Origin of the sequence: Pseudomonas sp. NPDC087804, assembly GCF_044742965.1 — a bacterium.
Taxonomy (GTDB): Bacteria; Pseudomonadota; Gammaproteobacteria; order Pseudomonadales; family Pseudomonadaceae; genus Aquipseudomonas; species Aquipseudomonas rustica.
The window spans coordinates 1065726-1091544 of record NZ_JBIUVN010000001.1 but is presented as its reverse complement, the minus strand read 5'-3'; the positions used below and the strand labels follow the sequence as shown (position 1 = coordinate 1091544).

Sequence of the window (25819 nt, the reverse complement as noted above, 5' to 3'; positions counted from 1 at the left end):
CGACAGACCAGCCAATATCAAATCGACTGATCCACCGCCTTCGCGAGCAAGCCCGCTCCCACAAATTGCGTTCTAACCAAAAATCTTCAAACCACCCCAAAACCCCTGTGGTGAGGGGATTTATCCCCGACGGGTCGCGCAGCGGCCCCAAGAAATGGGCCTGCTACGCAGTCCATCGGGGATAAATCCCCTCGCCACAATTAACCCTACAGCTTCAAAATCCAATCACCCCCGAGCCCGAAACTCCGCCGGACTCACCCCATAAGCCCCCTGAAAATACTGACAAAACCGCCCCACATTACTAAACCCAAACCTCAACGCCACCTCCGTCACCGACCCCGACTCCCGCCGCGCCAGCACCTCATAAGCCCGCTCCAGCCGCACCTGCCGCTGATACGCCACAATCGACGTCCCGACAAACCGCCGAAACCCTTCCTGCAACGCCCGCTGACTCACATTACTCAACCGCGCCAGATCCACACCACTCACCAACTGCTCCGGATGCGCCTGAATAAACTCCATCGCCAACTTCACATGCCGGGGCGCGACCATCGGCGCCGGCCGCCGCAGCGCCTCGGTGAAATTGTGCGGCCATGCCTCCAGCACCGCATCAATCAACATCTCGCGCAACCGCGACGGCATCAACGTCCCGCTGTTGATCAACGCATCAAACTCAGCGCCCGTCGCCAGATCAATCAACGCCTTGATCCCCTGAAACGCCGCCGAATCCAGATTCACACTCGGCTCAAACACAATCCGCTCCAGAATCGGTTTACCCAACAGCGCCGACAACCGCTCCGTCAACTGATGCCGATTCACCGAAATCCCATGATGCGCATGATCATCAAAAAACCGCATCGAGCGAATCTCAGCCTTATCAATCGCCAACCCCACCTGCGTCACGCCCACAGACTCCGTCGCATGGTTAAAAACAATCTTGCCCGCCGTAGGAATGACAAACGTAATCTCATCCTGCTGATCCGGAAAAGACACCGTGAAATCGCCGTGATAATGCATCCGCCGAAAACTCACACCATCGTGCCGCCCGTAAACCCCACCAATAATGATGTTCGACGGCAGCGGTGGGTTATCGGCATAGCGATTACCAAACAACTTCGAAAAAAGAGCACCGAAATCGTCCGAACGGAGGTTGTCGGAGCGCAGGATAATTTGCTGGCGAACGGGAGTCGGAAACACCGTGGCGGCACCTTCGTGTGGGGGCTCTAGAACAGGGGTGTAGGGGTAGGGCGCCGAGGAGATTAGCAGAGGAAATATGACCAGTTTGTGACAGCCGGAAACATGTCGTTACAGCGCCACAGCACGTTTCGGAAAAGTACACTCGGCAGGCCATTGCCGACATGGCAACCTGCTCGCCACTGAACTTAGCGCACAAACAGCGGCACCGCGCCGAGCGCCTGGCCCTGTTTGACGTGACCTGAAAGACTTGAAGAACATTGGAGCGGCAATGCAAGCCAACACGCAAACACTCCCCATCACCCTGACCCCGGAACTCGACTTCGACCAAAACGCCGCCAGCGCTTTCGGCGAATCGCTGACCAGCAAATACACCCAAGCCACACCATTCCCGCACATCGTCATCGACAACTTCCTGCAAGCCGACGTCATCGCCAGCATCCGCGAACACTTCCCGGTCGAACCGACCAACAACGAACAAATCTACGAGCGCGGCTACAAAGGCCAACTCAAACGCCAGATCAGCCCCAACGCCTGCAGCCCCTACCTGAAAAACGTGTTCAACACCTTCAACTCCGCACCGATGCTGGGATTCCTCGAAAAACTCACCGGCATACAAGGACTGATTCCAGATCCTTACTTCGCGGGCGGCGGATTACACGAAACCAAAACCGGCGGCTTCTTGGGCGTGCACTCGGATTTTCGCCTGAACAAAAAGCTCAACGTTGAGCGGCGGTTGAACGTGATTATTTACCTGACCGAGCACTGGCAGGAAGCGTACGGCGGCAACCTGGAGCTTTGGGATGTGGGGATGAAGAAATGCTTGAAGAAGGTGCTGCCGGTTTATAACCGGTGTGTGATTTTTAATACGGATAAGGATAGTAATCACGGGCATCCGGAGCCGTTGACTACGCCTGAACACATCACTCGGCGGTCGATTGCGCTGTATTACTACACGGCGAGTGGGGTGGGTGGGGAGCCGGGGCAGAGGAATAAAACGCACTATAAACCGCGGCCGAAGGATCGGTGGAGTTTGAGCTACTATGTAGGTAAATTGTTTAAACCTATGGGTAAGGGGTGACGCATTTATATAGCTGCAAGCAATAAATTTTGAATTATAAAGCGATAAAAAATCAAAAAAATGGAGCGCTGCATGTCGGAGTTGGAAGGCTTTAATCTTGAAAGTGTTTTTCAGTCTTATAGTAAAGAGGAAATACAGGCTAGGCTCGACGGTCTTGAAGTGGACTTGGCGAATTCTGATGACGAGGCGGTGTACCACGCAATAAAAAAGGTTTTGCTTTTTCAGATTGAGGGGTTTGGTGTGTCTGCATTTACATCGGGAATGCGGCAATACAAGAAAGGAGGGAGGCTATATAGAGCGCGTAAGCTGGATGCGATAACCAATAAAATTGAAGGGAGTGATTTTTGGGAGGCTCCGAAGAGGTTTATTACTGAGTATGGTCGACTCAATAAACCGCATCAGCAATTGTTATATGCAAGTACCGATGCGTTGACACCTTTGAAGGAAGTCCATTTGCAAGATGATGTGCCTTTTTTACTTACCGCTTATGATATAGTGGAGGACTTGGAAGTTCTTGAGGTTGGAATGAAAATAGAAGGAATGGAGGGGGTAGCGAAAAGTGTTAGAGAAAAGCTAAGTGTAATTGATGCTTTTTTAAGCAGGCATTTTTTCAATACATCTGAAAACGCGTATAAGGTTAGCAGTGTTTTAGCTAACAAAATTTTTAAGCTTGGACGCGATGGTTGGTGTTATCCCTCCGTCGCCAATGCCGGCGGGGTTAATTTATGTTTGAATCTCGCCTCCAAAACGCGACTAAAAGTTGCTTGCTCTTTCATTGGGGGGCTGGTAGAAGGCAAGCCTAAATTTTGGTCTGCGCTGCTAGTGGGAAATTCAGGTAGGATTTGTCTTTTTCAAGATTGGAATCAAACTCCAAGTATTGCAAAAAATATCCATGATAAAATTTTTTGTAAGCCGAGTTCTGTCGAAGTCGCTGTGGGGCAAGCTCAAAGTTTTGATCCGGTCGATTTTCCATTAATAATTATTGAATGAATAATTAAAGTCAAAAAGAGCGTGGATGATAATTGTATCCCCTTTTTTGTGCAGTGAATTTTGGGGCTGGTCAGCATTACCAATGCTATAAGTTTTCCCTGTGAGAAAATTGTCAGCCCCACTCGTAACTTTCTGGTTCTGTATCGTGGCTTAAAAGTCTTGCGGTTTTTAATCCCATTGCGTTGTTGCGCTGAAGAAAGTAATTTATTAGGTCTTCATATTCTGTAGGCATCTCTTTGTTTTGCTCAATGCCGTGTCTAACAAAAATCGAATGGAAGTCTGGGTATGCTTTTGAATCATAGTTGTCGGAGTCTTTCATTGATATCAATTTACTTATACGTCGATCCTCAAAAAGCTGGGCCAACCCTTCTTTTGAAAAAGTGGGACATCCCATTTCTGCAGACCTAGCAATTAAAATAGTTCTTAAGCACCAAGCGAGCCTTTTGTTTAGAAGGTAGTAATCTTGTATCCGCCCAGCGCTGGCCACCAACGCATATCCAAGCTCGCATGCGTTTGAAATTTCGGTAATGTAGCTTTCCTTCCTTACAAAATCTTTTTTGATTCTCTCAAAAAAATTCTGAGGGTCGTATATTTCTCTGGCTTCTTGTGTGATGTGCAAAAAAAACAGATCGCCGCTCCGGGCCCTCGTAATTGCTTGTTTAAGGGGGTAGCATGCAATATTAGTACTGCCCTTCACAATCATCTCATATTTTTCATCATCGGTGATCGCAAACAGATCAGTGTCGGAGCTATCCGAATGATCTTCACGGGCTCTACTTCCATATACAATAAGCGATAGGATAGCCATTTAGTTAACCCTGCTTATTCTGTTGATTAATGTTGGTACAAGAATTGCGTACCACCAAAGACCGAAAAATGCATTAAGTCCATAAAGAAGTTGAAATTTTACTGGGTCATCCTTGTCCGCGTATTTTGTATAACCTACGAGGAATGTAATATCAAATCCTTTTACAAGTCCTGTGGCGAGATCCTTCAGTAAGTAGCTATAAAGTATGCCAAATATTAAGGTTAAACACATTCCTATAATTGCTGGCCTAGCGATGCTTTTGCCCCAGCAATTAATGAATCCGGATATGTTGAGCAGGAATAACTCAAACCAAGCAGCCAGAAAAGCAAGAGCGTTCCTGATCTTGCCATTGTTATGCAAATAGTTATAGGTGGATTTTGATATTTTACTTTTAAGCGACTGATTTAGATATGTTTTAATTGCTGAGTAATATGCGTCGTCATCCCCGTGGCTTTCAGCGTTTTTTAGCAATACCCTCGCGAATTTTGCTTTGGTTCCCTCCAGCCTCATTTTTTGATAGTCAGGTGTTGTGTTATTTTTTAATAGGATAGCTTCGTTTAGATTTGTATACGCTGAGTCGATAAATTTATTGGGATTTGATACTAGCGTGTTTGGTATTTTTGTTTCAGTGCCGGATATCGTAATGCTATCCCATTGGCATTCGTAAAAAATGCAGTCTTGAAATTCTGTTAAGGTGAATGAACATCTTTCAAAGCTGCACTCGCTAAACTTTACCCCTCTCCAAATACTGTCGCCAAAGTCACACCCGGTGAAGGTGCACTTCCTGAATGAGAGTTCGCCGTGTGTAACATTGCTTATGTAGTCGCCGATAAAATCGCAATCTGAAAAATTTGTAGTTTTGCAGTTGAATCTGGGGAGCGCCGATTTTTTTATGTGAATTTGCAGGTTTTCTGATGTGAAAAGTAACTCACTTGGACCTCTATTGTTTGCGAGATCCCAGTCGTGTTCTTTTAGTAATAAATCTTCTCCGGAGTAAACAGAGTCCCAATATGAGGTTCCTCTCTTGGTTTTCTTAACTTGAGTCACTTCATGCTTCCTGCAGGCGTTGTCGTAGCTCTAGCATATCTCACGAGGCAGATCCTTTCACCTATCAAGGACAGTCGCTCATGGACGTTGGCCCCACCTGGTGAGAGGGGCTGCAACAATTGGCGTAACATGCTTATAGCTTGGGGGTTTGGGAGATGCCCTATCCAACATCTTGCGAGCTATCCGTTTCAGAATGGTTTTTAAGAAAATGCCACGAAGGAAGGGGCGGTTTTGATGTTTAAGCATGACCTAGCAAGCGCGTTTAAATTACATAAACCGTTACGCCATAAAGGCTACAACGCCTTGCGCCGTTGCCTACGCGCACCTCAGAATCCGCTGGCATACGCGACTATGCAGCGGGCTATATCGTCTCCCTGTCACTGAAAATCAGTGATCGGGTTTGGTAGCCCGGTGTTAGTTGTACATTCCGCAGTCGTCGAGATTTGTCTCTCGATTATGGTGGCCATGTATAGGGCGTCCTAGGGCGCGCCGGATCCTAACACCCGGTCTACCAACCTCTGCATGGCCGCCACCCTTCGTTTGGTAGCGAAAGGGTGAAGCCTCCTTTAAATGTGTTAGGAGCTTCATCTATGTTCAAAGTCACGCCAAACCCACCGGACGCCGATCCGATCCCGTACGACCCAGCGCTCGAACCTCAAAAAATAAAAGAGGCGACCGAACGCGCCATCAATTTCTACCTCAACCCCGACGCACTTAAACTCTCAATCCCTTCCCGCAAAACCAGCCAGATCTTCCTGATCGACCCCGCCGTGGACGAAGAAACCCTGCTCGTCGAAGCTTGTGAATCGTTAGCCGCCGCGAGTGACATGGCGCGTGATATCGGCAATGGCGTCGACAACTCACAACGCCGGGCGCTGTTGATGCTGCATCAGGTGATCATGCTGAGTGAGCTGATGGTCAATCGAGTGCTGGATGGGCGCCGCTTGCCGCACTAGCGATTCCGCCGCGATCGCCCTGTAGGAGCTGCCGCAGGCTGCGATTCTTTGATTTTGCGTTTGGTTGTAAGAAGAAGATCAAAAGATCGCAGCCTTCGGCAGCTCCTACGGGGGGTTATTCGATGTTTGCTGATTGGAGTTTTAGTTGATGAGCACTACACCACCGAAGGCGCCGGTGACGGATCCGGCGTCGCCTTATGAATCGTTCGATTCGAGGAAGCTTCACGATGCGGCGGAGCGGGCGCTCGATCATTATCTTGCGCCTGAGAAGATCATGGCCACGCCGTACAGCCCCAGCACTTTGTTCATGGTTAATCCGCAATCCGACACTGAGACGCTGCTGGTCAATGCGTGTGAGTCTTTGGCCTCGGCGACGGTGATGCTTGGGGATTTTGCCGGGATGCTGGAGGGGCCGAATCGCAATACGTTGTTGGGGATTGCGCAGGTTGTGATGTTGGGGGAATTGGCGGTGAATAAGGCGCTGGATAATGTTGAGCTGAAGGCTTCGGCTTAGGGCAGCAATTTGTGGTGAGGGACTTGCTTTGGCGGGGCGTGGGGTGGGTTTCGCTTTTCAAAGCGGGGCCTGCTGCGCAGTCCAGCGGGAGCAAGCTCCCTCGCCACCTATGGCTTCATCCGCCGGAGGTTAGTGGGTTTTAGATGCATTCTGGGGCGTTAGGTCGCCAGCGAAATGATGAAGTCGATCACGCTCAGAGGCACGTAGATCAGGGTGATGGTCGTATAGCCTTTACGCGATCGCGCGAAGAACGCGCAGATTGGCAGCACAATCATAATCACGTCCAGCAGGCCCCACAGTGCTAAAGGCGAGGCGTCGAACAACATGACGTTGACGACCAGCCCCAGGCACAGGTACGTGGACAGCGACAGCAATGCGTATCGCCCATCTTGTTCGAAGTACACGCGCAGGCCGTTCTGCTCATCTTCGCTACGGCTCGGCAGCAATAATGCGGCCGTGACAAACAGCGACAGTGTCAGCATCACCAGCAATAGAAACTCGAGAAACGAGAAGGTCTGTTTGACCGTCGACAGTGCGTTGACGGCCCACCAGAATTCCAATTGCGTGGTGAAGAGCATCACCGCCCAGACCAGCGGCACCCAGTCTGGCGCGGCCACGCGGCGGATGCGGAATACGGTTAACGCGCCGAGCAGGAGGCGGGTGACGGAGAGCCCGAGGATCATCGAGAGAACGGTGGCGACGATTGGGAAGTTGTTCATCAAGCCTCCCGTGGATTCGTACTGGGCGAGGGCGGGGTCGTTGTTGTCACTGACCTTAAACTTAGCGTGGAACAGCGTTTGGGCAAGTTGCCTTGGCACCCGGCGATCATGATTTTTGAACTCCGCCGGGTCACACCTGAACAGATTCGGCCGTCGTCTCATTCAATTCTATTTTTATGCCGTACTTCTTTTTCAGCTTTTCGTCATGGGTGACGATGATCAAGTTGCGTGTGTGCAGGGCGAGCCATTCAACGATTTTGTGCGCGGTTCGTTCATCAAGCGCGGCAGTAGGTTCATCCAGTATTAGCGTGGGCTTGTCTCTTAATATCGCCCGGCCGATGGCGATTCGCTGTCTCTCACCACCACTCAATCCGCTGCCGGCGACGTCTATTACTATTGCCAGCAAAGCGTCAGCGTCATTGCCTTGCCGTGTGAATCCGAGCAGTTCGACAATTTCCTTCAGCCTGTTTTGGCATACGTCATCAGCGCCATACAGCAGATTATCTTCGAGCGTACCGGACACTAGAACCGGTTTTTGCGGCGCGACGGAAACCTCTGACAGTATGTGTTCGGTGAGTGCCTCACTGATCCGGTGTCCTCTGTAGAGGGCCGTTCCTGTATGGGATTCTTCGAGACCCAAAAGAATGTTTACCAGCATTGTTTTTCCCGCGCCGGATTTTCCTGAAATGATATTTACGCCAGACATCAACTGACCGTTGATGTTGTTCAGGATGGTTCTGTTGTCCTTTGCCAGTGTTACGCCTGTGAGCGTAAAGCCTTCGACGTCTGCGTGATGCTTCGGGTGGTACTGCTCTTTAATGTCTTCTTCGATGTATTTGATGCCGTCGTTCAAAGAAATGAGGTGGGCTTGAAGGTTGAACAGTGTGCCCGCCAATAGATGGAGTTGCAGGGTGAACAGGGTGATGTATCCAACGATCATGATGAAATCGCCAGCCGTAAAATTCGTGCGGTAGTACAGGCCGGATAACAGTATGAAAAATGTCAGTACTGCGCCAATGGCCAAGCCTTGGCAGGCAATCCGAATGCCCATGCGAAGGTTGGCGTCTCTGATGGTTTTGACGTAGTTGTCGAAGAAGGTTCGGCCAAGGGCGAGTTCCTTGGGCAAGCTGTTGTTGATCTTGATGTCGTAAACCCTGCCAAGCCTTTCGACGGTATAGCTTGAAAGGTTGTTGTCGGCTTCAAACAAGGCGCGATGAATGCTGGAACTGGACTTGGCGACGTAGATGGCCAGGGAAGTCAGTGCGACGCAGGCGACGAGAAACAGCATCGCGTAAGCAGCGCCCATGATGGTGTAAAGCACGCTGATGGCGACGATGATTTCAACTGCGATAGGAACGATGGTCCAGAAAACGCCAACAGTGACCAGGCTGAAACTGCTGGCCGATCGATTGATGTCAGCCGCCACATAGCCGGGGTCGAGCGTTCGCTGTTTGCTGTGAGCGTACTGAAAAATTCGGGTGAGGATGGTTTCGTAAAGGGTCGCGTCGCACTTGGCGAGTATCCACGCTGAAAAGACGCCGCGAACGCTGGAAAGCACTTGTGAGACTGTCCAGAGTAAGGCGTAGCAACCTGCGAATAAGAGGAATTGAGTGCTTGCGTTCGGAGCGCCGTCAAAGGTGTTTGCGGCATTTCTCAGTAGTACTGGAAGCAAGGAATTAAGGGCGCTGCAGAGTATGAACAGTGTGGATACCGCGATGAAGCTGGCGGTAAACCGTCGATAGTTGTTCGAAATTATTTTGAAACTTTTCAGGTAATGGCTGACCCAGTTCATATGAATCCGTTCTAGATGGGGTTAAAGCGAGTTGCTTGGGTTGCGGCAAGCGCTCAACGATAGGGTTTGACCTGAGGACAAACAAGTCGGTGAGATCCGAGGTGGCTGTAGGCGATTGCCTGCGATGTTGTAGTTTTTGCGCTTGCGTGGCGGGCACCTCCCAATGATGGTCGGACGTTGGGTTAGGATGATCTGCAACCGGAACGGAAACCCTGAACACAAGGACGCAGCCTTTATGGAATCTGCTTTTTCACAAGTCACCGAGCGTTTGCACGACCGTCGATTTGCCGTAGCGAACAACGCGCAAGGGTTGTCGGGGGCTGACACGGTGTTTCATTACCGTGTTGAGGGCTCGGGCATTTTGAGTACTTATCAGGGCGGTCGGATTCGCTTCGGGCATCAGGTTGGCCGGGTGACCGGGGTCGATACGATTGAGCTGCTTTTCCATTGTTTGACGACGGGAGGCGAGTTGCTTTCCGGTTGGTCGCGGGGGACGGTTGGGGTTGATGAGGTGGGGCGGACGACGTTGAGTTTTGTCTGGGGCTGGCTGTCTGGGGCGAGTGGGGGTGGGGAGTCGAGTTATGTTGAGGTTGTTGGGGAATAGTTGAGCGGGATTTATGGCTGTTGGGTTTAGGTTGGATGGGCTGACGTCTTCGCGGGCAAGCCCGCTCCCACAGTGTTGGTGGCGGGTTTGGGGGCTGGGTAAGCATGCAAAATCTCTGTAGGAGTGAGCCTGCTCGCGATGGCGGTGGGTCATTCAATGTTGATGTTGGCTGGATGGGCGCTATCGCGAGCAGGCTCACTCCTACAGGGTTGGGCGATTTTTCATAACCCGCCGAAGCCTGCGAACCATGGGAACACGATGTTGCCTTTATGCCCTTTGTAGTGGGCTTTTTGGCTGAGCTGCTTGCGGCAGAGGATCCAGCTGATGAAGGCGGGGAGGAAGATCAGGTTGATCAGCCACTGGAAGGGGTTGGTTGATTGGTAAAGGATGGCGGCCAGGATGTTGATCAGGACGAGGCCCATGATGATGAGGTTGTAGTGGATGTGCCTGCGTTTGATGGCGGCAAAGCTTTCCCAGTCATCGATGAGCCAGTCGTGGGAGAAGTGTCCGCAGTCGGGGCATTTGTGGGTGGGCGGGATGTGGCTGACGAGATGGTTGCAGTCAGGACATCGGAAGTTCATCGAGGTATCCAGTGGTGGAGGGATGCTTAGCGGGGTTGGGGTGAGATTAGCAGGGTGGGGCAGTTGTTTAGGTGTTGAATGTGCTGGCGTCTTCGCGAGCAGGCTCGCTCCCACAGGGGGTTTCTGTCGTACATGGAATTCGGGGCACACCAAAAATTTACTGTGGGAGCGGGTTTGCTCGCGAAAGCGGTGGGTCAGGTTAGGTGATGTTGGATGTGCTGGCTTCTTCGCGAGCAAGCCCGCTCCCACAGGTTTCTCGGCCATACACAAAATCCGGGGGAACACCACAAATCCCCTGTAGGAGTGAGCCTGCTCGCGAAAGCGGTGGGTCAGCCACATTGATGCTGAATGTGCCGCCGCCATCGCGAGCAGGCTCACTCCTACAAGTTTCTCGGCCATACACAAAATCCGCCACAACCACAAATCCCCTGTGGGAGCGAGCCTGCTCGCGAAAGCGGTGTGTCAGGCACATTGATATTGAACGTGCCGACGTCTTCGCGAGCAGGCTCGCTCCCACGGGTTTTGCTTTGGGTTTTCGACTGGTAGGTCTTGATCGAGACTGTAAGGTTCCCCCGTGTCGATTTCAGACCAAAGCATGACGCCATCAGGCTACTGAGCCCTCCACCAAGCCAGATAAGGTGAAGTGTCTTTTCATTAAAAAACCACATCGGTTTGATAAGAACTGCGGCGGTTGGACGGTGCTTCTTGTACGGCAACAACGGTGATCCGTTGCCCCTGTCCAGTCGCTTAAATGTCGATCAGCAGAGAATAAAAAAACCAATGATTAGCCCGTCCAAGGATTCGAATGGCCAATTGGCGCAGGGCTTCAAGCCTCGTCACGTAACAATGCTGTCTATCGCCGGGATCATCGGCGCCGGTTTGTTCGTGGGCTCGGGGCATGCCATTGCGGCGGCGGGGCCGGCGGTGTTGTTGGCGTATTTGTTTTCGGGTTTGCTCGTGGTTTTGGTCATGCGCATGCTCGGTGAAATGGCGGTGGCCAATCCGGACACCGGCTCGTTTTCCACCTACGCCGACCAGGCAATCGGGCGCTGGGCGGGGTTTACCATCGGTTGGCTTTACTGGTGGTTCTGGGTGTTGGTGATTCCGATTGAAGCGCTGGCGGCCGGCCATGTGCTCCATCAATGGTTTCCACAGGTCGATGCGTGGCTGTTCGCGTTGGTGTCGATCGTTGTGCTGGCCGTGACCAACCTGTTCAGCGTGTCCAAATACGGTGAATTCGAGTTCTGGTTCGCCATGGCCAAAGTCGTGGCGATCATCGGGTTTATCGGCGTCGGTTTTGCCGTGTTGATGGGTTGGGTGCCGGATCGCGAAGTCAGTGGTTTGAGCGGTTTGATGGCGACCCACGGCGGGTTTGCGCCCAACGGCCTGTCGGCGGTGGTCGGCGCTTTCATCACCATCATGTTCAGTTTTATCGGCACTGAAGCGGTGACCATCGCCGCCGCCGAATCCAACAACCCGGCGCAGAACATCGCCAAAGCCACGCGCTCGGTGATCTGGCGCATCGGCGTGTTTTATCTGCTGTCGATCTTCGTGGTGATTTCCGTGGTGCCCTGGAATGATCCGCTGTTGGCCTCGGTCGGCTCGTATCAACGGGCGCTGGAAATCATGAACATTCCCCACGCCAAGTTCATGGTCGACGTCGTCGTGTTGATCGCCGTCGCCAGTTGCATGAACTCTTCGATCTACATTGCCTCGCGCATGTTGTTTTCGCTGGGACGCCGTGGCGATGCGCCGAAGGCGTTGAAGGTGACGTCGGCCGCCGGCGTGCCACGGGCGGCTGTTTTCGCCAGCACCGTGTTGGGCGCGGCGATCACCGTGTGGAGCTATTTCATGCCCGCCGGGTTGTTTGAATTCCTGCTCGCCAGTTCTGGGGCGATTGCCTTGCTGGTGTACCTGACCATCGCTGTGTCGCAGTTGCGCATGCGGCGGATCTTGCGCCAGCGCAACGTCGAGCTGACCTTTCGCATGTGGCTGTTCCCGTGGCTGACCTGGCTGGTGATCGTGTTCATTTGCGCGGCGTTGACGGTGATGATGATCACCCCGCAACACCGCACCGAAGTGAGCACGACCATTGGCCTCGCGTTGCTGATTTCCTTTCTCGGCCTGGTGACCTCGCGTGATCCTGCACAGGCGGCCCGGGTGACGTCAGCGGGTTAACGCCGAACCACAAACGCTTCTGTAAGGACACGAATCCGATGTCATCGAACGCTGCCGCACCCGACGGTGCGACTCAATCCGTTGGCTTTCTGCTGCTGGACAAATTCACCCTGATGTCGCTGGCGTCCGCCGTCGAACCGTTGCGCATGGCCAATCAATTGTCCGGGCGTGAGCTGTATCGCTGGCAGACGTTCAGCGTTGGCGGCGCGCCGGTCTGGGCCAGCGACGGCGTGCCGATTACGCCGGATGGGTCGTGGAGTAATCCTGCCGTGGACACGGTGATTGTCTGCGGCGGCGTCGGCATTCAGAGCGTGATTTCGCGGGAGCACATCACTTGGCTGCAGGCCCTGGCGCGTCAATCGAAGCGCTTGGGCGGCGTGTGCACCGGCAGTTGGGCGCTGGCGAGAGCCGGGCTGCTCGACGGTTATGAATGCAGCGTGCATTGGGAATTTCTCGCGGCGATGCAGGAAGCGTTTCCGCGTGTCAGCGTCAGCACCAGCCTGTTTAGCCTCGATCGCAATCGCGTCACCAGCTCCGGCGGTACCGCGCCGCTGGACATGCTGCTGCACTTGATCAGCCGCGATCATGGACGTGATTTGTCCGCTGCCATCTCTGAGATGTTTGTCTATGAGCGCGTCCGCAACCAGCAGGATCATCAGCGCGTACCGCTCAAGCACGTGCTCGGCACGCATCAGCCTAAGCTGCAAGAGATCGTCGCGCTGATGGAGGCCAATCTTGAGGAACCGATCGAGCTGGATCACCTGGCGGCGTACGTTGATTTGTCGCGGCGACAGCTGGAGCGGTTGTTCCAGAAATACCTCAACTGTTCGCCGTCGCGTTATTACTTGAAACTGCGCCTGATTCGCGCGCGGCAACTGCTCAAGCAAACGTCGTTGTCGATCGTTGAGTTGACGCATGTTTGCGGCTTTGTTTCGACGCCGCATTTTTCCAAATGCTATCGCGAACACTTTGGCGTACCGCCGAGTGACGAGCGCGGTGGGTCGGAGATGAGCCGAAAACCGGCGCTGAAGGCGGTGTCGACGCAACCGCTGACGGTGCTGGAGCAGGCACGGAATGAGTCGACGTTTGCCAGTGTTCGGATGGTTGAGCGCGCGGATTTGGCGCAGATAAGTTGATCGACACCAGTCAGTGTGGGAGCGGGCTTGCTCGCGAAAGCGGTGGGTCAGTCAAGGAGATGTCGGATGTGCCGCCGTCTTCGCGAGCAAGCTCAGCTCCTACAGATTTTCTGTCGTACACAAAACCCGGGGCACACCACAAATCCCCTGTAGGAGTGAGCCTGCTCGCGAAAGCGGTGTGTCAGCCACATTGGTGTTGAATGTGCCGCCGCCTTCGCGAGCAAGCTCGCTCCCACAGGTTTCTCGGCCGTACACAAAATTCGCCACACACCACAAATCCCCTGTAGGAGTGAGCCTGCTCGCGAAAGCGGTGTGTCAGCCAAGAAGGTGTGGGATGTGCCGCCGTCTTCGCGAGCAAGCTCTGCTTCTACAAAGGTGTGGGGTTAGAGCAAGCTCCACGAAACCCCGACATAAACCCCCATGCCTTCGCCCGGCGTCGACCGCGCGGCATCCAGACCTTTGTCGTCATACCCCGGCGTGACCGTGGCGGCGTAGTGTTTGTTGGTCAGATTGCGCATGTCGACCCAACCCTGCCAATCACCTTTCGGCGCGTTGTAGCCGAGCGTTGCGCCGAACAGTGCATACGGATCGGCGTAGTAACTGTCGGCATAATCCACGGCAACTTTCGACACCAGTTGCGTGTTCACCGCCGCAAAGAACCCCTGCGGCCAGTCGTAACGCAATTCGCCTTGGTAGTAATGCATCGGCAGGCCCGGCAAGCGGTTGTCGCCGAAGCGGTCGTCGTCGCGATAGTGGAAATCGCTGAACGTATACGCCTGACGCAGGCTCAACTGGCGGCCATCGGCAGCCGACCAGAGTTTGCTGTTGAGGCTCGCTTCGACGCCTTGATGCACGGTCGGGCTGGCGTTCAACTCATACGGCGTGACGGCGTTGGCATCCGGCAGCACTGAAAGCAGTTCATGCCGAACCTGTGCGTAGTACCACGCCAGGCTCCATTCGCCGATGGCGCTGTCGCCACGCCCGCCGAGTTCCAGCGTGGTCGCGGTCTGGTTTTGCAGTTTGATCGGGTCTTTCTGCGTCCCCGTCGCGGCGCCGTTACCGGAAGGGAAGCGCACGTTGGAGCTGTAGATCAGCGACCACGGGTGCGGCGCTTCGACGGAGCGGCTGAGGTTGCCGAACACTTGCAGATCCGGGTTGATCTGGTAGCGCAGGCCGAGGCGCGGCGCGTAGTCCCAGTCGTTCATGCTGGTTTTGCCACCGCTTTGCGGATAGGTCACGTCGCTTTCGCGGCGGGTGTAGATGGCGGCGAGGCCAGTGGTCAGCCACAGATCGTTGGCGATTTCGAGGTCGTTGCCGAAGTGCAGCACGGTGTCCGAACCCTGATAAGTGAAATCGCGCATTTTTGTGCCCGGCGCATAACCGGCGGTGTTGCCGGTAGGAATGCGCACGAATTCGCTGGCGCCGTCATTGGGCAGGTGTTTGGTCACGCGCAGGCCGACGTTGCTGCGGCTTTCCATGCCGAAGATCGTGTCGCGACGTTTGTAGTCGAAGGTGCCGCTGACATCGGTGTAAGCGACTTTCAAACGGTTCGGGCCTTCGCGCAGATCCATCGGGTAATCGTGGTAGACGAGGCCGGTCTGGATGCTTGAGTCGTCGTCGATGTAGAAGGTGGTTTTGTTGCCGATGAAGGTGCTGCCCGGTTGCTTGCGGCTGTCATCGCGCGCCACGTAAGACGGGTTGGCCGCGCGTGGATCGTGTTCGATGGAGTGCTTGGTTACGCGGCCGGCGAGGTCGTTGTCGGTTTCGCGGTAGCGGATGTAGAAGCGCGTTTCCAGGTTCGGGTTGAAGCGATAACCGAAGTTGGCGATCACGCCTTTGCTTTCGCTGGCGGTGTGATCCTGATAGCCGTCGGCGTTGGAATCGGTCAGCGACACGTAGTAGTCGAAGTCGCCGAGCACTTGCCCGGAACTGACCTGACGCTGCTGATAGCCGTGGCTGCCGGTGGCGTAGCGCACTTGCAGTTTCGGCGCGTTGTAGCCGGTGTGGCTGACGTAATCGATGGCGCCGCCGAGGGCCAGTGAGCCACGGTCGAAACCGTTGGTGCCGCGCAGCACTTCAACGTGATCGACCCACAGCGGTTCGAGCAATTCGTAAGGCGTACCGCCGGGGCCGGTCAGCGGCAGGCCGTCGAGCATGGTGTAAAGGCCCGAGGCGTGGGCGCCCGGCGCGCGATTGATGCCCGAACCACGCACGGAAATCTTCACGCCTTCGTTGCCCGCCGACTGCGCGTAAACGCCCGGTTGATAGGCCAGCACATCCTGATTACTCGAGACGCGGCCCTGCAACGGTTGGCGCATATCGACCACGTTGGTGCCGCCGGGCACTTGTTCGAGGCGCTCTTTGGCTTCTTCAACCGACGCATCCGAACCGCGCTGCTCATCGGCCGAAATCAGCACTTGCCCCAGTTCCAGACCTTGAGTCTCGGCCATCGCCGGGCAGGCAAGGGCCAGGCCCAGCAGGGCAGTGGGCAGGGATTTTGGCGACGGCATCGAAAAACTCCAGACAGGCAAGGGCGGGCAATGAATGAACAGTGCGACGCAGGAAAGAACGAAGGAAACACATGGCAATTTTGCTTTTTACCCGGCGATGGCAAACAGCAGGTCATGAACTAACCTCACGTGTCTGGTGTGTGTCGTCAATAAACATTCTGTTTCTGCATTCATTCGAGAGGGCCGGGTCATGGCAAAAGACAAAAAGAAGGACGCCAAGGCGCCTGAAAGTCCGAAGCTGAAAAACAAGGATTACCTGGAGCAACTGCGCAAACTGCACGTTGAGCTGGTCAAGTTGCAGGAGTGGGTAATCGCCGAGGGCGTCAAGGTTTGTATTGTTTTTGAAGGGCGTGATGGCGCGGGGAAGGGCGGTACGATCAAGGCGCTGACTGAGCGTGTGAGCCCGCGGGTTTTCCGCGTGGTGGCGCTGCCGGCGCCAACGGATCGCGAGAAGAGTCAGATGCATGTGCAGCGTTATTTGCCTTATCTGCCGGCGGCGGGGGAAGTGGTGATCTTCGACCGCAGTTGGTACAACCGCGCCGGTGTCGAGCGGGTGATGGGCTTTTGCACGGATGAGCAGGCGGACAAGTTTCTCAAGTCGATCCCGTGGGTTGAGCATGCGATCGTGCAGTCCGGGGTGATTTTGCTGAAATATTGGCTGGAAGTGAGCCCGGAAGAGCAGACGCGGCGGCTGGAAGCGCGGATCAATGACGGTCGCAAGATCTGGAAACTGACGCCGATGGATCTGAAATCCTACAGCCGCTGGTACGACTACTCGCGGGCGCGGGATGAGATGTTCAAACATTCCGATACCGAACATGCGCCGTGGCTGGTGGCGGATTCGAATGACAAGCGTCGGGCTCGGCTGAACATCATCACTGATGTGCTGAGTCGCATTCCTTATGAGGATGTGAAGCGCGAGAAGGTCGAACTGCCGAAGCGGCAGAAGGCGGGCAAGTACAAGGATCCGAATTATCCGTATCGGCGTGTGGCGGAAAAATTCTGATACGCAGCCGGGTGCGATGTTGAACCCACCGCCGCCTTCGCGGGCAAGCCCGGCTCCCACAGGGGGCTCGGTCGTATGCAAATCCCCGAACACCCCACAAAACCCTGTGGGAGCTAGCCTGCTGGCGATTGCTTTGGGTCAGGCAACATCTTCGGCACAGACACCCCGCTTTCGCGAGCAGGCTCACTCCTACAGGGTTTTGCGCCGTACACAAATCCACGAACACCCCACAAATCTTTGTAGGAGCTGAGCTTGCTCGCGAAGGCATTGGGTCAGCCAACATCTTCGGCACAGACCCACCGCCATCGCGAGCAAGCTCAGCTCCTACATGGGGCTCGGTCGTACCGAAGATCCCAAACACCCCACAAAACCCTGTGGGAGCTAGCCTGCTGGCGATTGCATTGGGTCAGTCACCATCTCCGGTACAGATCCACCGCTTTCGCGAGCAAGCTCAGCTCCTACATGGGGCTCGGTCGTACCGAAGATCCCGAACACCCCACAAATCCCTGTGGGAGCTAGCCTGCTGGCGATTGCTTTGGGTCAGGCAACATCTTCGGCACAGACATTCCGCTTTCGCGAGCAGGCTCACTCCTACAGGGTTCTTGGCCGTACACAAATCCCCGATCACCCCACAAATCTTTGTAGGAGCTGAGCTTGCTCGCGAAAGCGGTGGGTCAGTCACCATCTCCGGTACAGATCCAACGCTTTCGCGAGCAAGCTCAGCTCCTACAGGTTTTTAGGCCGTACACAAATCCCAAACACCCCACAAATCCCTGTGGGAGCGAGCTTGCTCGCGAAGGCAGTGGGTCAGGCAACATCTTCGGCACAGACACTCCGCTTTCGCGAGCAGGCTCACTCCTACAGGGTTTTGCGCCGTCCACAAATTTGCGAGCACCCCACAAATCCCCGTGGGAGCTAGCCTGCTGGCGATTGCTTTGGGTCAGGCAACATCTTCGGCACAGACACTCCGCTTTCGCGAGCAGGCTCACTCCTACAGGGTTCTTGGCCGTACACAAATCCCCGAACACCCCACAAATCTTTGTGGGAGCTGAGCTTGCTCGCGAAAGCGGTGGGTCAGTCACCATCTCCGGTACAGATCCACCGCTTTCGCGAGCAAGCTCAGCTCCTACAGGGGGCTCGGTCGTACCGAAGATCCCGAACGCCCCACAAAACCCTGTGGGAGCTAGCCTGCTGGCGATTGCATTGGGTCAGTCACCATCTCCGGTACAGATCCACCGCATTCGCGAGCAAGCTCAGCTCCTACAGGGTTCTCGGTCGTACCGAAGATCCCGAACACCCCACAAAACCCTGTGGGAGCTAGCCTGCTGGCGATTGCTTTGGGTCAGGCAACATCACCGGTACAGACATTCCGCTTTCGCGAGCAGGCTCACTCCTACAGGGTTTTGCGCCGTACACAAATTTTCGAACACCCCACAAATCTTTGTAGGAGCTGAGCTTGCTCGCGAAAGCGGTGGGTCAGTCGCCATCTCCGGTACAGATCCACCGCTTTCGCGAGCAAGCTCAGCTCCTACAATTTGGTGTTGTCTGTTTGATTACTTCGACAAACGCCTGCACCCGCGCACTGCGTTCGTGCTTGCGTGTCAGCAGCAACAGCGGCGCTACGGCACCTGGCTCAGCCAGCGGCCGATAAACCACGCCACGCTTAACCAACACCTGCGCACATTCCGGCACCACCGCAACCCCTAGGCCCGCCGCGACCAACGCAATAATCGAGGTGATCTGTTTGCCCGTCGGGCCAGCGATTGGCGTCAGCCCATGCAGGCGAAAAAGCGCTTCAACGATGTCATTCAACCCCGAACCATAATCCTGCGGGAACGCAATCAACGGATAAGCGCTCAGCTCCGCCAAAGTCACTCGATCCCGTGAGGCCAAGGCGCTATCACTGGCAACCGCCGCCACCAACGGTTCATTGCCCAAACAGATCGCCTGCACCCGCGCATCCTCGCCAACTGGCAACAAACGACTCAAGCCAATATCCAGCCGCCCCTCAATCAACTGCGCACACTGATGATTCGAAGCGCCTTCATCCACCGTTACCTGAACATCCGGATACAACAAACAAAACCGCTTAAGCGTCTCGCTAAACACATCCGACAACGCAATCGAGCTCGCATACCCCACCGCCAAATGTCCGGCAGAGCCCGTCGCCAGCTTGCGCGTAATGCCTTCCGTCATTTCCACCTGCTCCAGCAGCGCTCGCGCATGCGGTAAAAAATGCCGCCCCTCTGCAGTGAGCGTGACATTGCGGCTACTGCGATCAAACAGCTGAAACCCCAACTCTTTTTCCATTGCCGAAATCTGCCGGGTCAGCGGTGGCTGGGCGATGTGCAGACGTGCGGCGGCGCGGCCGAAGTGCAATTCGTCGCTGACGATCAGGAAGTAACGCAGGCGGCGCAGATCGAGCATGTTCATCCTTGGGTATCAATCGGTCGGAAATCGGTATTGGATCCGTGCAGCGTTCATCTTATAAAAATGTTTAAAAATATTTCCGAAAATTCCTGCGGCTTCTCAACATCGCTTTCAGAACAACATGGATATTCAATGAAGACTCTGCTCGAAAGCCTTATCCCGATCCCCGTAGCGGCGCTGGGCGCATGGCTCGGCTATCTGACCGGCCTGCCGCTGGGCGAGCTGATCGGCGCGATCTGCCTGGTCACCGCGTTAAGCAAAATCGGCGTGCGCATGCGTATGCCTTACCCGTTCGTGGCCGCCGTGCAGTTGTTGCTCGGCGTCAGTGTCGGATCGATCGTCACCGCTTCAATGCTCGGCGAGCTCAGCGATTTCAGCATTCTGCTCGGCCTGCTGATCTGCATGACCGCGCAAATCGTCGTCGGCTACAACTGGTTGCGGCGCATGGAACGCTGGGGCCATGTGGAAAGCCTGCTCGGTTCGATACCCGGCGCAATGGCGGCGGTGATGACCGTCACCAGCGATCAAGGCCCGGCCTCGGGGCGCATAGCCTTTGTACACATCGTGCGGTTGCTCGCGTTGTTGCTGGTGGTGACGCTCATCGCGGGCGGTCATGCAGACAACACGGCACCGACTCTGGGCGCGCTGGACGATTACCTGCGAGTGATCCCGCCCGCGCTGGCGGCAGTAATCGCCGGGTATCTGCTGGAACGCTTCGATGTCCCCGCGCCGTACATGCTCACCGGGTTGCTCTGCACAGCGGCGGCCAACGTCGGGTTTCACGCCGATTTGCAGGTGCCCGAGCCACTGGCGATTGTCGCGCTGATCCTGCTCGGCGGCCTGATCGGTATCCGTCTCAAAGACATCACCCTCAAGGACTTCGTCCGCTACATCCGCGCCGGGCTGGTGGTCACGGCGCTGACGTTCTGCTCGACGCTGGCGATTGCCTTCGCGTTCAGCCAGTTCACCGGCAAGCCGTTTCTCGCACTGTTCATGTCGTGGGTGCCGGGCGGCGTCGAGGTGATGACGGCAGCGGCGTTGCTGCTCAAACTCGACCCGGCGTTTGTGATGCTCAATCACGTGGTGCGCATGTCGATCATCCATCTGTGCCCGGCAGTGTTGCCCAAGCGATTCTTTCAGGAGAATCCGCAACCGGCATAAACACTCTCCATCCGTCGCCCGCGCTGAACGACGCAGGAAGGACTTATCTCTATCGATCAAGCCCTCGATGAGAAATCCCCTATGTTCGATCAGCGGAAGAAAGAATCACTGGCGGCATGGCGCAAACTGGCAACGCAATCGCAAATGCGCCTGGATCCGGAAGAACAATACGACGAGTTGCTAAAAGCCGCCGATGACATGGAGGAGCAAGGGCTGATCACCAGCGCCGAATGGCGTCAGTTGGTGCGCGATGCGGGCAGCGTGTTCACGCATCCCGATCAAGCGCGCAGATAAAACCGGCAACGGTTGAGTGACGCCATGTACTCGCTCGACTCAGCGCTGATGGCGGCGCGCAGCCAGTTTGCGCTCACCATCAGTTTTCACATCGTGCTGGCCGCGTTCACCATCGGCCTGGCCAATTTTCTGCTGGTGCTCGAGGCGCTTTGGCTAAAGAGCGGACGGCAGATTTATCTCGATGTTTACCGCTATTGGCTGAAAGTATTTGCCCTGAATGTCGCGGTGGGCACTGCCTCGGGGCTGATTCTGGAGTATCAGTTCGGCCTCAACTGGTCGCGGCTGGCGGTTCAGGCGGGCGATATTCTCGGCCCGCTGATGTTTTACGAAGTGTTGGCGGCGTTTTTTCTCGAAGCGGGTTTCCTCGGCATCATGCTGTTCGGCATGAAGAAGGTCGGCCCGCGTCTGCATTTTTTCGCCACCTGCGCGGTGGCGGTGGGCTCGCTGATCAGCGCGTTCTGGATTCTCTCGGCGAATTCCTGGATGCACACGCCGGCGGGGTATTCGATTGCCGCCGACGGCCGTTTTATCGCCGAAGACTGGTGGGCGATCATTTTCAATCCATCGTTTCCCTATCGGCTGGTACACATGACGCTGGCAGCGTTGCTCGGCACCGCGACGCTGGTGGCCGGCATCAGTGCCTGGCAGTTGCTCAAACGCGCGGACAATCCACGGGCGCGGCTGGGGTTTTCCATGGCGCTGTGGCTGCTCGTCGTGCTGATGCCCGTGCAGATCGTGGTCGGCGATCTGCATGGCCAGCACAGTTTGAAAGTGCAGCCGCAGAAAGTCGCCGCCATTGAAGGTTCGTGGACGCGTCCAGCCGAGGGCGCGGGCGAACCGTTGCGGCTATTCGCGTGGCCCGACATGGCGCAGCGGCACAATCACTGGGAAGTGGCGATTCCGCGAGTGGCTTCGTTGTACCTGACCCACGATCTCAGCGGCACCATCGCCGCCCTCGATGAATTTCCCGCGCAGGACATTCCGCCCGTGGCGCCGGTGTTTTTTGCGTTTCGGCTGATGGTCGGACTGGGCGTTTTGATGCTGGGGCAGGGCGTGGTCAGCCTGTTTTTCCGTCGTCGTCAGCGCCTGTACACATCGCGCGGCTGGTTATGGGCCAGCGTGTGCATGGCGCCGGCGGGTTTTGTCGCGATGCTCAGCGGCTGGGTTGTCACCGAGGTGGGCCGCCAGCCGTTTACCGTCTACGGCGTGATGCGTACGGCCGACAGCTTGTCATCGGTGTCCCGCGCGCAAGTGCTGGCCTCGACCTGGCTGATTCTGCTGTTTTATCTGCTGATTTTTGGCATCGGCCTGTGGTTATTGCTACGTTTATTGCGCGAGCCGCCAAAGCAGGACGAGTCCGGGCCGCAACCGACGCTGGCCGATGAAACGGGGCATTCCTGATGGACACCGACTGGATCACGCTGCTGTGCGCGGGCGCTCTGGCCTTCTCGGTGATGAATTACGTGCTGCTCGACGGCACGGATCTGGGCGTCGGTGTGCTGCTCGGCTTGACCGAAAACAGCCAGCACCGCCGCGCCATGGCGGTAACCATTCTGCCGATCTGGGATGCCAATGAAACCTGGCTGGTGCTGGGCGGCGGCGGGCTGCTCGCGCTGTTTCCGCTGGCCTACGCGATTTTGCTGCCGGCGCTTTATCTGCCTTTTATCCTGATGTTCTTCGCGCTGATTCTGCGCGCGGTGGCGCTGGAATTTCGCGACCACTCGCCCAACGAAGCGATCAAGCGTTGGGTCGATGGCGCGCTGTTGTGCGGTTCTTTGCTGGCGGGGGCGATTCAGGGCGTGGTGCTGGGAACACTGGTGCAAGGCGTGCCGCATCAGGGCAGCCAATACACCGGCAGCGGTGTGGAATGGCTGGGGGCGTTTCCGCTGTTCTGCGGCGTGGTATTGGTGCTCGGTTACACGTGGCTCGGCGCTTGCTGGCTGTATTGGCGAACCGTCGACGACTTGCAGCGGCGCTGCGCACGCCAGGCACGGGTGTTGGCGCTGATCACTGTGATGCTGTTGATCGTGTTGGTGATATGGACGGCAACGTTGCAAGCCCAATACATGCAACGTCTGACCGATATTCGCGTCTGGGCGCCGACGCTGATGGTGCTCACCATTCTTTCAGCGGTGTTCTGGTCGGGGTTTCGCAGCCGCTTCGATGGCGTTCCGCTGTTCGCCGCGCTGGGCGTGTTTGTGCTGGCATTCGCGCTGATGCTGGTTGCGTTGTTTCCGCTGATCGTACCGCCGGATCTGACCTTGAAAGCCGCCACGTCCAGCCCGAAAAGCCAATTGTTCATGTTGATTGGTTTCGCCGTGCTGATCCCGGTGACCCTGGTTTACAACACCTTTGGCTTCAAAGTCTTCAGCGGCAAAGTGCGGCCGATCAAGTCTTCTTGAGAGCGTATTGGCTGGCCAGATACTGGCAGATGCGACCTGTCTGTTCTGAAAACGTCAGCCCCGAGAACTTTCATCCCCTCCATCGAGTCGACCAGACAACCACAAAACCGGCCATACGACGGGTCGGTTGAAAACTATAAAAAGGTGTCTGTCATGAGTTGTCTGATTTGTGCGGGGGGCGCTGAGCGCATTCATTGCCAAGGCCCATGGGAAGAACGTGATTGCCCTGACTGCGGGCGCTATCGCGTGGCCGACGAACTCTTGCTGACCCTGATTGAGCAGGGGCAAATCTTCGATGTCGGCAAAACCCGAGGCTGGCTCGACAGTCGCCGCGCCGAGGTGGCGATCCCCTCGATTGAGGTGCATGAAGCGCTGCTCGTCGGATGATGGCGGCGCGCCAGCACGTCGCATCCCTTAATCCGACGTTAGCTGGTAACCTGCCGCCCGATTATCTGCAGCTCTCGGGAGCCTCTCATGACTGGCCTTTACGCCGCTTTTCCTCCAGACCTGGCTCCTGGCAATGTTTCGGCGGCGCAAACCGCGCTGTCGGACATCGAACTGCTGCACAACATCAGCGTCAGCCTGATCGGCGAGCAGGATCGCGAAGCGCTCTACGGCAAAATCGTCGATGCGGCGGTGTTCATCACCGGTTCACAGTTCGGCACAATGCAATTGCTTTGTACGCCGGAACACGGCGCCGGCCATGGTGGCGAGCTGCAATTGTTGTACGCCCATGGCCTGCCGGCCGAGGCGGTCGGTTTTTGGCATTACGTCAGCCCGGCGGCCTATAGCAGTTGCACCTTGGCGCTGAAACTCGGCCAGCGCGCGATCATTCCCGATTTCGAACAGTGGGCCGACATTGCCGGCACCGAAGACCTGCTTGCGTTCCGCCGCACCGGTATCCGTTCGGCGCAGACCACGCCGTTGATGTCGCGCGATGGCCATCTGCTCGGCATGATCTCGACGCACTGGAACAAACCGCACCATCCCTCCGAACGCGATTTGCGCCTGCTGGACATTCTCGCGCGCCAAGCCGCTGATTTGCTCGAACGCACCATCGCCGAAGAGGCGTTGCGCGAAGTCGAAGAGCAGCAACGGCAGACCGCCGCGCGTTTGCGCGAACTCAACGAGACCCTCGAACAGCGCGTCGCCGAGCGCACCGCCGAATTGATGCAGGCTGAAGAGAAACTGCGCCAGTCGCAGAAAATGGAAGCGGTGGGGCAACTGACCGGGGGCCTCGCCCACGATTTCAACAACCTGCTGACCAGTATTTCCGGTGCGCTTGAGCTGATGAGCCGGCGCATCGGCCAAGGGCGCCTGAGCGAAGTCGACAGGTACATGGTCGCCGCCCAAAGCGCGGCAAAACGTGCGGCATCGCTGACCCATCGCCTGCTGGCATTCTCGCGCCGGCAAACCCTCGAACCGCACGCCACCAACGTCAACACGCTGATGTACGGCATGGCCGAGCTGATCCAGCGTACCGCCGGGCCGGGCATTGTCGTCGAGACGCTCGGCAGCTCGGAGCTGTGGCCGGCGTTTGTCGACAAGAGTCAGCTGGAAAACGCGCTGCTCAACCTCTGCCTGAACGCCCGCGATGCCATGCCCGATGGTGGTCGCATCACCCTGGAAACCACCAATCAGTGGATGAATCGCGAGGCCGCGCGTGGCATCGATCTGCCCGAAGGCGATTACCTCTGTGTCAGCGTTCGTGACACCGGTACCGGCATGTCGCCGGACGTTATGGCGCATGTGTTCGAACCGTTTTTCACCACCAAACCGATCGGTCAGGGCACAGGCCTCGGGCTGTCGATGATCTACGGGTTTGCCCAGCAATCCGGCGGGCAAGTGCAGATTCAATCGACGGTGGGTGAGGGCACGCAGGTGTCGATTTACCTGCCGCGCCATCATGTCGAGGCCAGCCAGGACGAACATGACGCTGCCGATGAGTCCGTCGCGGCCTCGCAACTGGGCGAGACCGTGTTGCTGGTCGACGACGAGCCGACCGTGCGCATGCTGTTGGCGGACGTGCTGGGCGAACTCGGTTACACGGTGATCGAAGCCGCCGACAGCGTCGCCGGGCTGAAGCTGTTGCGCTCCGATGTGCACATCGATTTGCTGGTCACCGACGTCGGCCTGCCGGGCGGCATGAACGGCCGGCAACTGGCCGAAGCGGGGCTGCAATTGCGCCCGCAGCTGAAGACCCTGTTTATCACCGGTTATGCCGAGAGCGCAGTGTTTGGCGGCGGTCAGCTTGAGGATGGCATGCACGTGCTGACCAAGCCGTTTGCCGTCGATGCGCTGGGTGGGCGGGTGCGCGAGTTGTTGGCGAAATAATCAGCCGCGCTCACGTTGTTCACAGCGCTATCCCTTCACCACTAAAAGTCGGTTTTTTCAGGTTTTCCTGATGGTTTGCCGC

22 protein-coding genes are annotated in these 25819 nt (G+C 56.2%); 14 read left to right on the top strand and 8 right to left on the bottom strand.

From position 1 onward, the window contains the following. Positions 1–225 precede the first annotated feature (225 nt). Entirely contained in the window at positions 226–1197 is a 972-nt protein-coding gene (locus ACIOMO_RS04745) for an AraC family transcriptional regulator (protein WP_401238568.1), read from the bottom strand. A gap of 268 nt (positions 1198–1465) precedes the next feature. Between ACIOMO_RS04745 and ACIOMO_RS04740 the strand changes: the two genes are divergently transcribed. Together ACIOMO_RS04740 and ACIOMO_RS04735 are read left to right on the top strand one after the other, a co-directional pair. After that, positions 1466–2275: a 2OG-Fe(II) oxygenase gene (locus ACIOMO_RS04740; RefSeq protein WP_401238565.1), complete on the top strand. Its 810-nt coding sequence runs from the start codon at positions 1466–1468 to the stop codon at positions 2273–2275. 72 nt (positions 2276–2347) lie between these two features. Continuing rightward, positions 2348–3265, top strand: coding sequence for an RES family NAD+ phosphorylase (locus tag ACIOMO_RS04735; protein ID WP_401238563.1), 918 nt, complete (start codon positions 2348–2350; stop codon positions 3263–3265). Positions 3266–3377: 112 nt separating this feature from the next. On the opposite strand, the gene ACIOMO_RS04730 is transcribed toward ACIOMO_RS04735, so the two are convergent. After that, a complete protein-coding gene (locus tag ACIOMO_RS04730; RefSeq protein WP_401238560.1) occupies positions 3378–4073 on the bottom strand; it encodes a nucleotidyltransferase domain-containing protein in 696 nt (231 codons plus the stop codon). Continuing rightward, complete coding sequence (locus ACIOMO_RS04725) at positions 4074–5120, bottom strand: pentapeptide repeat-containing protein (protein WP_401238558.1); 1047 nt, start codon at positions 5118–5120, stop codon at positions 4074–4076. 590 nt (positions 5121–5710) lie between these two features. Here ACIOMO_RS04725 and ACIOMO_RS04720 point away from each other — a divergent pair. Then, entirely contained in the window at positions 5711–6076 is a 366-nt protein-coding gene (locus ACIOMO_RS04720) for a DUF6124 family protein (protein ID WP_401238555.1), read from the top strand. A gap of 148 nt (positions 6077–6224) precedes the next feature. Next, complete coding sequence (locus tag ACIOMO_RS04715) at positions 6225–6590, top strand: DUF6124 family protein (RefSeq protein ID WP_212544492.1); 366 nt, start codon at positions 6225–6227, stop codon at positions 6588–6590. A gap of 158 nt (positions 6591–6748) precedes the next feature. On the opposite strand, the gene ACIOMO_RS04710 is transcribed toward ACIOMO_RS04715, so the two are convergent. Both ACIOMO_RS04710 and ACIOMO_RS04705 read right to left on the bottom strand, forming a co-directional pair. Further along, complete coding sequence (locus ACIOMO_RS04710; RefSeq protein ID WP_401238552.1) at positions 6749–7309, bottom strand: hypothetical protein; 561 nt, start codon at positions 7307–7309, stop codon at positions 6749–6751. Between the two features lie 130 nt (positions 7310–7439). Then, positions 7440–9101 (bottom strand): ATP-binding cassette domain-containing protein, encoded by a 1662-nt coding sequence (locus ACIOMO_RS04705; protein ID WP_401238550.1) that lies wholly within the window; start codon positions 9099–9101, stop codon positions 7440–7442. 235 nt (positions 9102–9336) lie between these two features. Between ACIOMO_RS04705 and ACIOMO_RS04700 the strand changes: the two genes are divergently transcribed. Then, positions 9337–9705 (top strand): hypothetical protein, encoded by a 369-nt coding sequence (locus tag ACIOMO_RS04700; RefSeq protein WP_401238547.1) that lies wholly within the window; start codon positions 9337–9339, stop codon positions 9703–9705. A 221-nt stretch (positions 9706–9926) separates the two neighbouring features. On the opposite strand, the gene ACIOMO_RS04695 is transcribed toward ACIOMO_RS04700, so the two are convergent. Then, a complete protein-coding gene (locus tag ACIOMO_RS04695; protein ID WP_401238544.1) occupies positions 9927–10685 on the bottom strand; it encodes a hypothetical protein in 759 nt (252 codons plus the stop codon). Positions 10686–11066: 381 nt separating this feature from the next. Here ACIOMO_RS04695 and gabP point away from each other — a divergent pair, with 381 nt between their 5' ends. Further along, a complete protein-coding gene (gene gabP, locus ACIOMO_RS04690) occupies positions 11067–12464 on the top strand; it encodes a GABA permease (protein WP_401238542.1) in 1398 nt (465 codons plus the stop codon). A gap of 38 nt (positions 12465–12502) precedes the next feature. Next, positions 12503–13600: a GlxA family transcriptional regulator gene (locus ACIOMO_RS04685; RefSeq protein WP_401238539.1), complete on the top strand. Its 1098-nt coding sequence runs from the start codon at positions 12503–12505 to the stop codon at positions 13598–13600. A gap of 383 nt (positions 13601–13983) precedes the next feature. Here the strand turns inward: ACIOMO_RS04685 and ACIOMO_RS04680 are convergent, their stop codons facing one another. Then, positions 13984–16110, bottom strand: a complete 2127-nt coding sequence (locus tag ACIOMO_RS04680; RefSeq protein WP_053120796.1) for a TonB-dependent receptor domain-containing protein — start codon at positions 16108–16110, stop codon at positions 13984–13986. A 190-nt stretch (positions 16111–16300) separates the two neighbouring features. Here ACIOMO_RS04680 and ppk2 point away from each other — a divergent pair, with 190 nt between their 5' ends. Next, positions 16301–17116, top strand: coding sequence for a polyphosphate kinase 2 (gene ppk2 / locus ACIOMO_RS04675; protein ID WP_159812131.1), 816 nt, complete (start codon positions 16301–16303; stop codon positions 17114–17116). Between the two features lie 1521 nt (positions 17117–18637). Here ppk2 and ACIOMO_RS04670 read toward each other — a convergent pair. Further along, the gene (locus tag ACIOMO_RS04670; protein ID WP_401238535.1) at positions 18638–19543 is read right to left on the bottom strand and encodes a LysR family transcriptional regulator; all 906 of its coding nucleotides are present in this window, start codon (positions 19541–19543) and stop codon (positions 18638–18640) included. Positions 19544–19678: 135 nt separating this feature from the next. Here ACIOMO_RS04670 and ACIOMO_RS04665 point away from each other — a divergent pair, with 135 nt between their 5' ends. The 6 genes from ACIOMO_RS04665 to ACIOMO_RS04640 all read left to right on the top strand — a co-directional run bounded on the left by ACIOMO_RS04665 (position 19679) and on the right by ACIOMO_RS04640 (position 25737). Next, positions 19679–20707 carry an AbrB family transcriptional regulator gene (locus tag ACIOMO_RS04665; RefSeq protein ID WP_401238532.1) on the top strand — a complete coding sequence of 343 codons (1029 nt, stop codon included), beginning with the start codon at positions 19679–19681 and terminating at the stop codon, positions 20705–20707. Positions 20708–20788: 81 nt separating this feature from the next. Next, positions 20789–21001: a hypothetical protein gene (locus tag ACIOMO_RS04660; RefSeq protein ID WP_159812128.1), complete on the top strand. Its 213-nt coding sequence runs from the start codon at positions 20789–20791 to the stop codon at positions 20999–21001. Between the two features lie 24 nt (positions 21002–21025). Further along, the gene (locus ACIOMO_RS04655; RefSeq protein ID WP_401238529.1) at positions 21026–22402 is read left to right on the top strand and encodes a cytochrome ubiquinol oxidase subunit I; all 1377 of its coding nucleotides are present in this window, start codon (positions 21026–21028) and stop codon (positions 22400–22402) included. Next, positions 22402–23403 (top strand): cytochrome d ubiquinol oxidase subunit II, encoded by a 1002-nt coding sequence (gene cydB / locus ACIOMO_RS04650; protein ID WP_401238526.1) that lies wholly within the window; start codon positions 22402–22404, stop codon positions 23401–23403. The genes ACIOMO_RS04655 and cydB overlap by 1 nt, the downstream gene beginning before the upstream one ends. Before the next feature lie 153 nt (positions 23404–23556). After that, on the top strand, positions 23557–23790 hold the full coding sequence (locus tag ACIOMO_RS04645; protein WP_212544476.1) for a hypothetical protein: 234 nt from the start codon (positions 23557–23559) through the stop codon (positions 23788–23790). An 87-nt stretch (positions 23791–23877) separates the two neighbouring features. Then, positions 23878–25737, top strand: a complete 1860-nt coding sequence (locus ACIOMO_RS04640) for an ATP-binding protein (protein ID WP_401238523.1) — start codon at positions 23878–23880, stop codon at positions 25735–25737. The last annotated feature ends 82 nt before the right edge of the window (positions 25738–25819 follow it).

What these genes read in the sequence shown, in the direction of transcription:
- ppk2 (WP_159812131.1), top strand. Translation starts at nt 16,301, where the DNA reads ATGGCAAAAGACAAAAAGAAGGACGCCAAGGCGCCTGAAAGTCCGAAG.
- cydB (WP_401238526.1), top strand. Translation starts at nt 22,402, where the DNA reads ATGGACACCGACTGGATCACGCTGCTGTGCGCGGGCGCTCTGGCCTTC.
- ACIOMO_RS04660 (WP_159812128.1), top strand. Translation starts at nt 20,789, where the DNA reads ATGTTCGATCAGCGGAAGAAAGAATCACTGGCGGCATGGCGCAAACTG.
- ACIOMO_RS04670 (WP_401238535.1), bottom strand. Translation starts at nt 19,543, where the DNA reads ATGCTCGATCTGCGCCGCCTGCGTTACTTCCTGATCGTCAGCGACGAA.
- ACIOMO_RS04680 (WP_053120796.1), bottom strand. Translation starts at nt 16,110, where the DNA reads ATGCCGTCGCCAAAATCCCTGCCCACTGCCCTGCTGGGCCTGGCCCTT.
- ACIOMO_RS04720 (WP_401238555.1), top strand. Translation starts at nt 5,711, where the DNA reads ATGTTCAAAGTCACGCCAAACCCACCGGACGCCGATCCGATCCCGTAC.
- gabP (WP_401238542.1), top strand. Translation starts at nt 11,067, where the DNA reads ATGATTAGCCCGTCCAAGGATTCGAATGGCCAATTGGCGCAGGGCTTC.
- ACIOMO_RS04715 (WP_212544492.1), top strand. Translation starts at nt 6,225, where the DNA reads ATGAGCACTACACCACCGAAGGCGCCGGTGACGGATCCGGCGTCGCCT.
- ACIOMO_RS04665 (WP_401238532.1), top strand. Translation starts at nt 19,679, where the DNA reads ATGAAGACTCTGCTCGAAAGCCTTATCCCGATCCCCGTAGCGGCGCTG.
- ACIOMO_RS04655 (WP_401238529.1), top strand. Translation starts at nt 21,026, where the DNA reads ATGTACTCGCTCGACTCAGCGCTGATGGCGGCGCGCAGCCAGTTTGCG.
- ACIOMO_RS04730 (WP_401238560.1), bottom strand. Translation starts at nt 4,073, where the DNA reads ATGGCTATCCTATCGCTTATTGTATATGGAAGTAGAGCCCGTGAAGAT.
- ACIOMO_RS04640 (WP_401238523.1), top strand. Translation starts at nt 23,878, where the DNA reads ATGACTGGCCTTTACGCCGCTTTTCCTCCAGACCTGGCTCCTGGCAAT.
- ACIOMO_RS04645 (WP_212544476.1), top strand. Translation starts at nt 23,557, where the DNA reads ATGAGTTGTCTGATTTGTGCGGGGGGCGCTGAGCGCATTCATTGCCAA.
- ACIOMO_RS04700 (WP_401238547.1), top strand. Translation starts at nt 9,337, where the DNA reads ATGGAATCTGCTTTTTCACAAGTCACCGAGCGTTTGCACGACCGTCGA.
- ACIOMO_RS04740 (WP_401238565.1), top strand. Translation starts at nt 1,466, where the DNA reads ATGCAAGCCAACACGCAAACACTCCCCATCACCCTGACCCCGGAACTC.
- ACIOMO_RS04705 (WP_401238550.1), bottom strand. Translation starts at nt 9,101, where the DNA reads ATGAACTGGGTCAGCCATTACCTGAAAAGTTTCAAAATAATTTCGAAC.
- ACIOMO_RS04695 (WP_401238544.1), bottom strand. Translation starts at nt 10,685, where the DNA reads ATGGCCGAGAAACTTGTAGGAGTGAGCCTGCTCGCGATGGCGGCGGCA.
- ACIOMO_RS04735 (WP_401238563.1), top strand. Translation starts at nt 2,348, where the DNA reads ATGTCGGAGTTGGAAGGCTTTAATCTTGAAAGTGTTTTTCAGTCTTAT.
- ACIOMO_RS04710 (WP_401238552.1), bottom strand. Translation starts at nt 7,309, where the DNA reads ATGAACAACTTCCCAATCGTCGCCACCGTTCTCTCGATGATCCTCGGG.
- ACIOMO_RS04685 (WP_401238539.1), top strand. Translation starts at nt 12,503, where the DNA reads ATGTCATCGAACGCTGCCGCACCCGACGGTGCGACTCAATCCGTTGGC.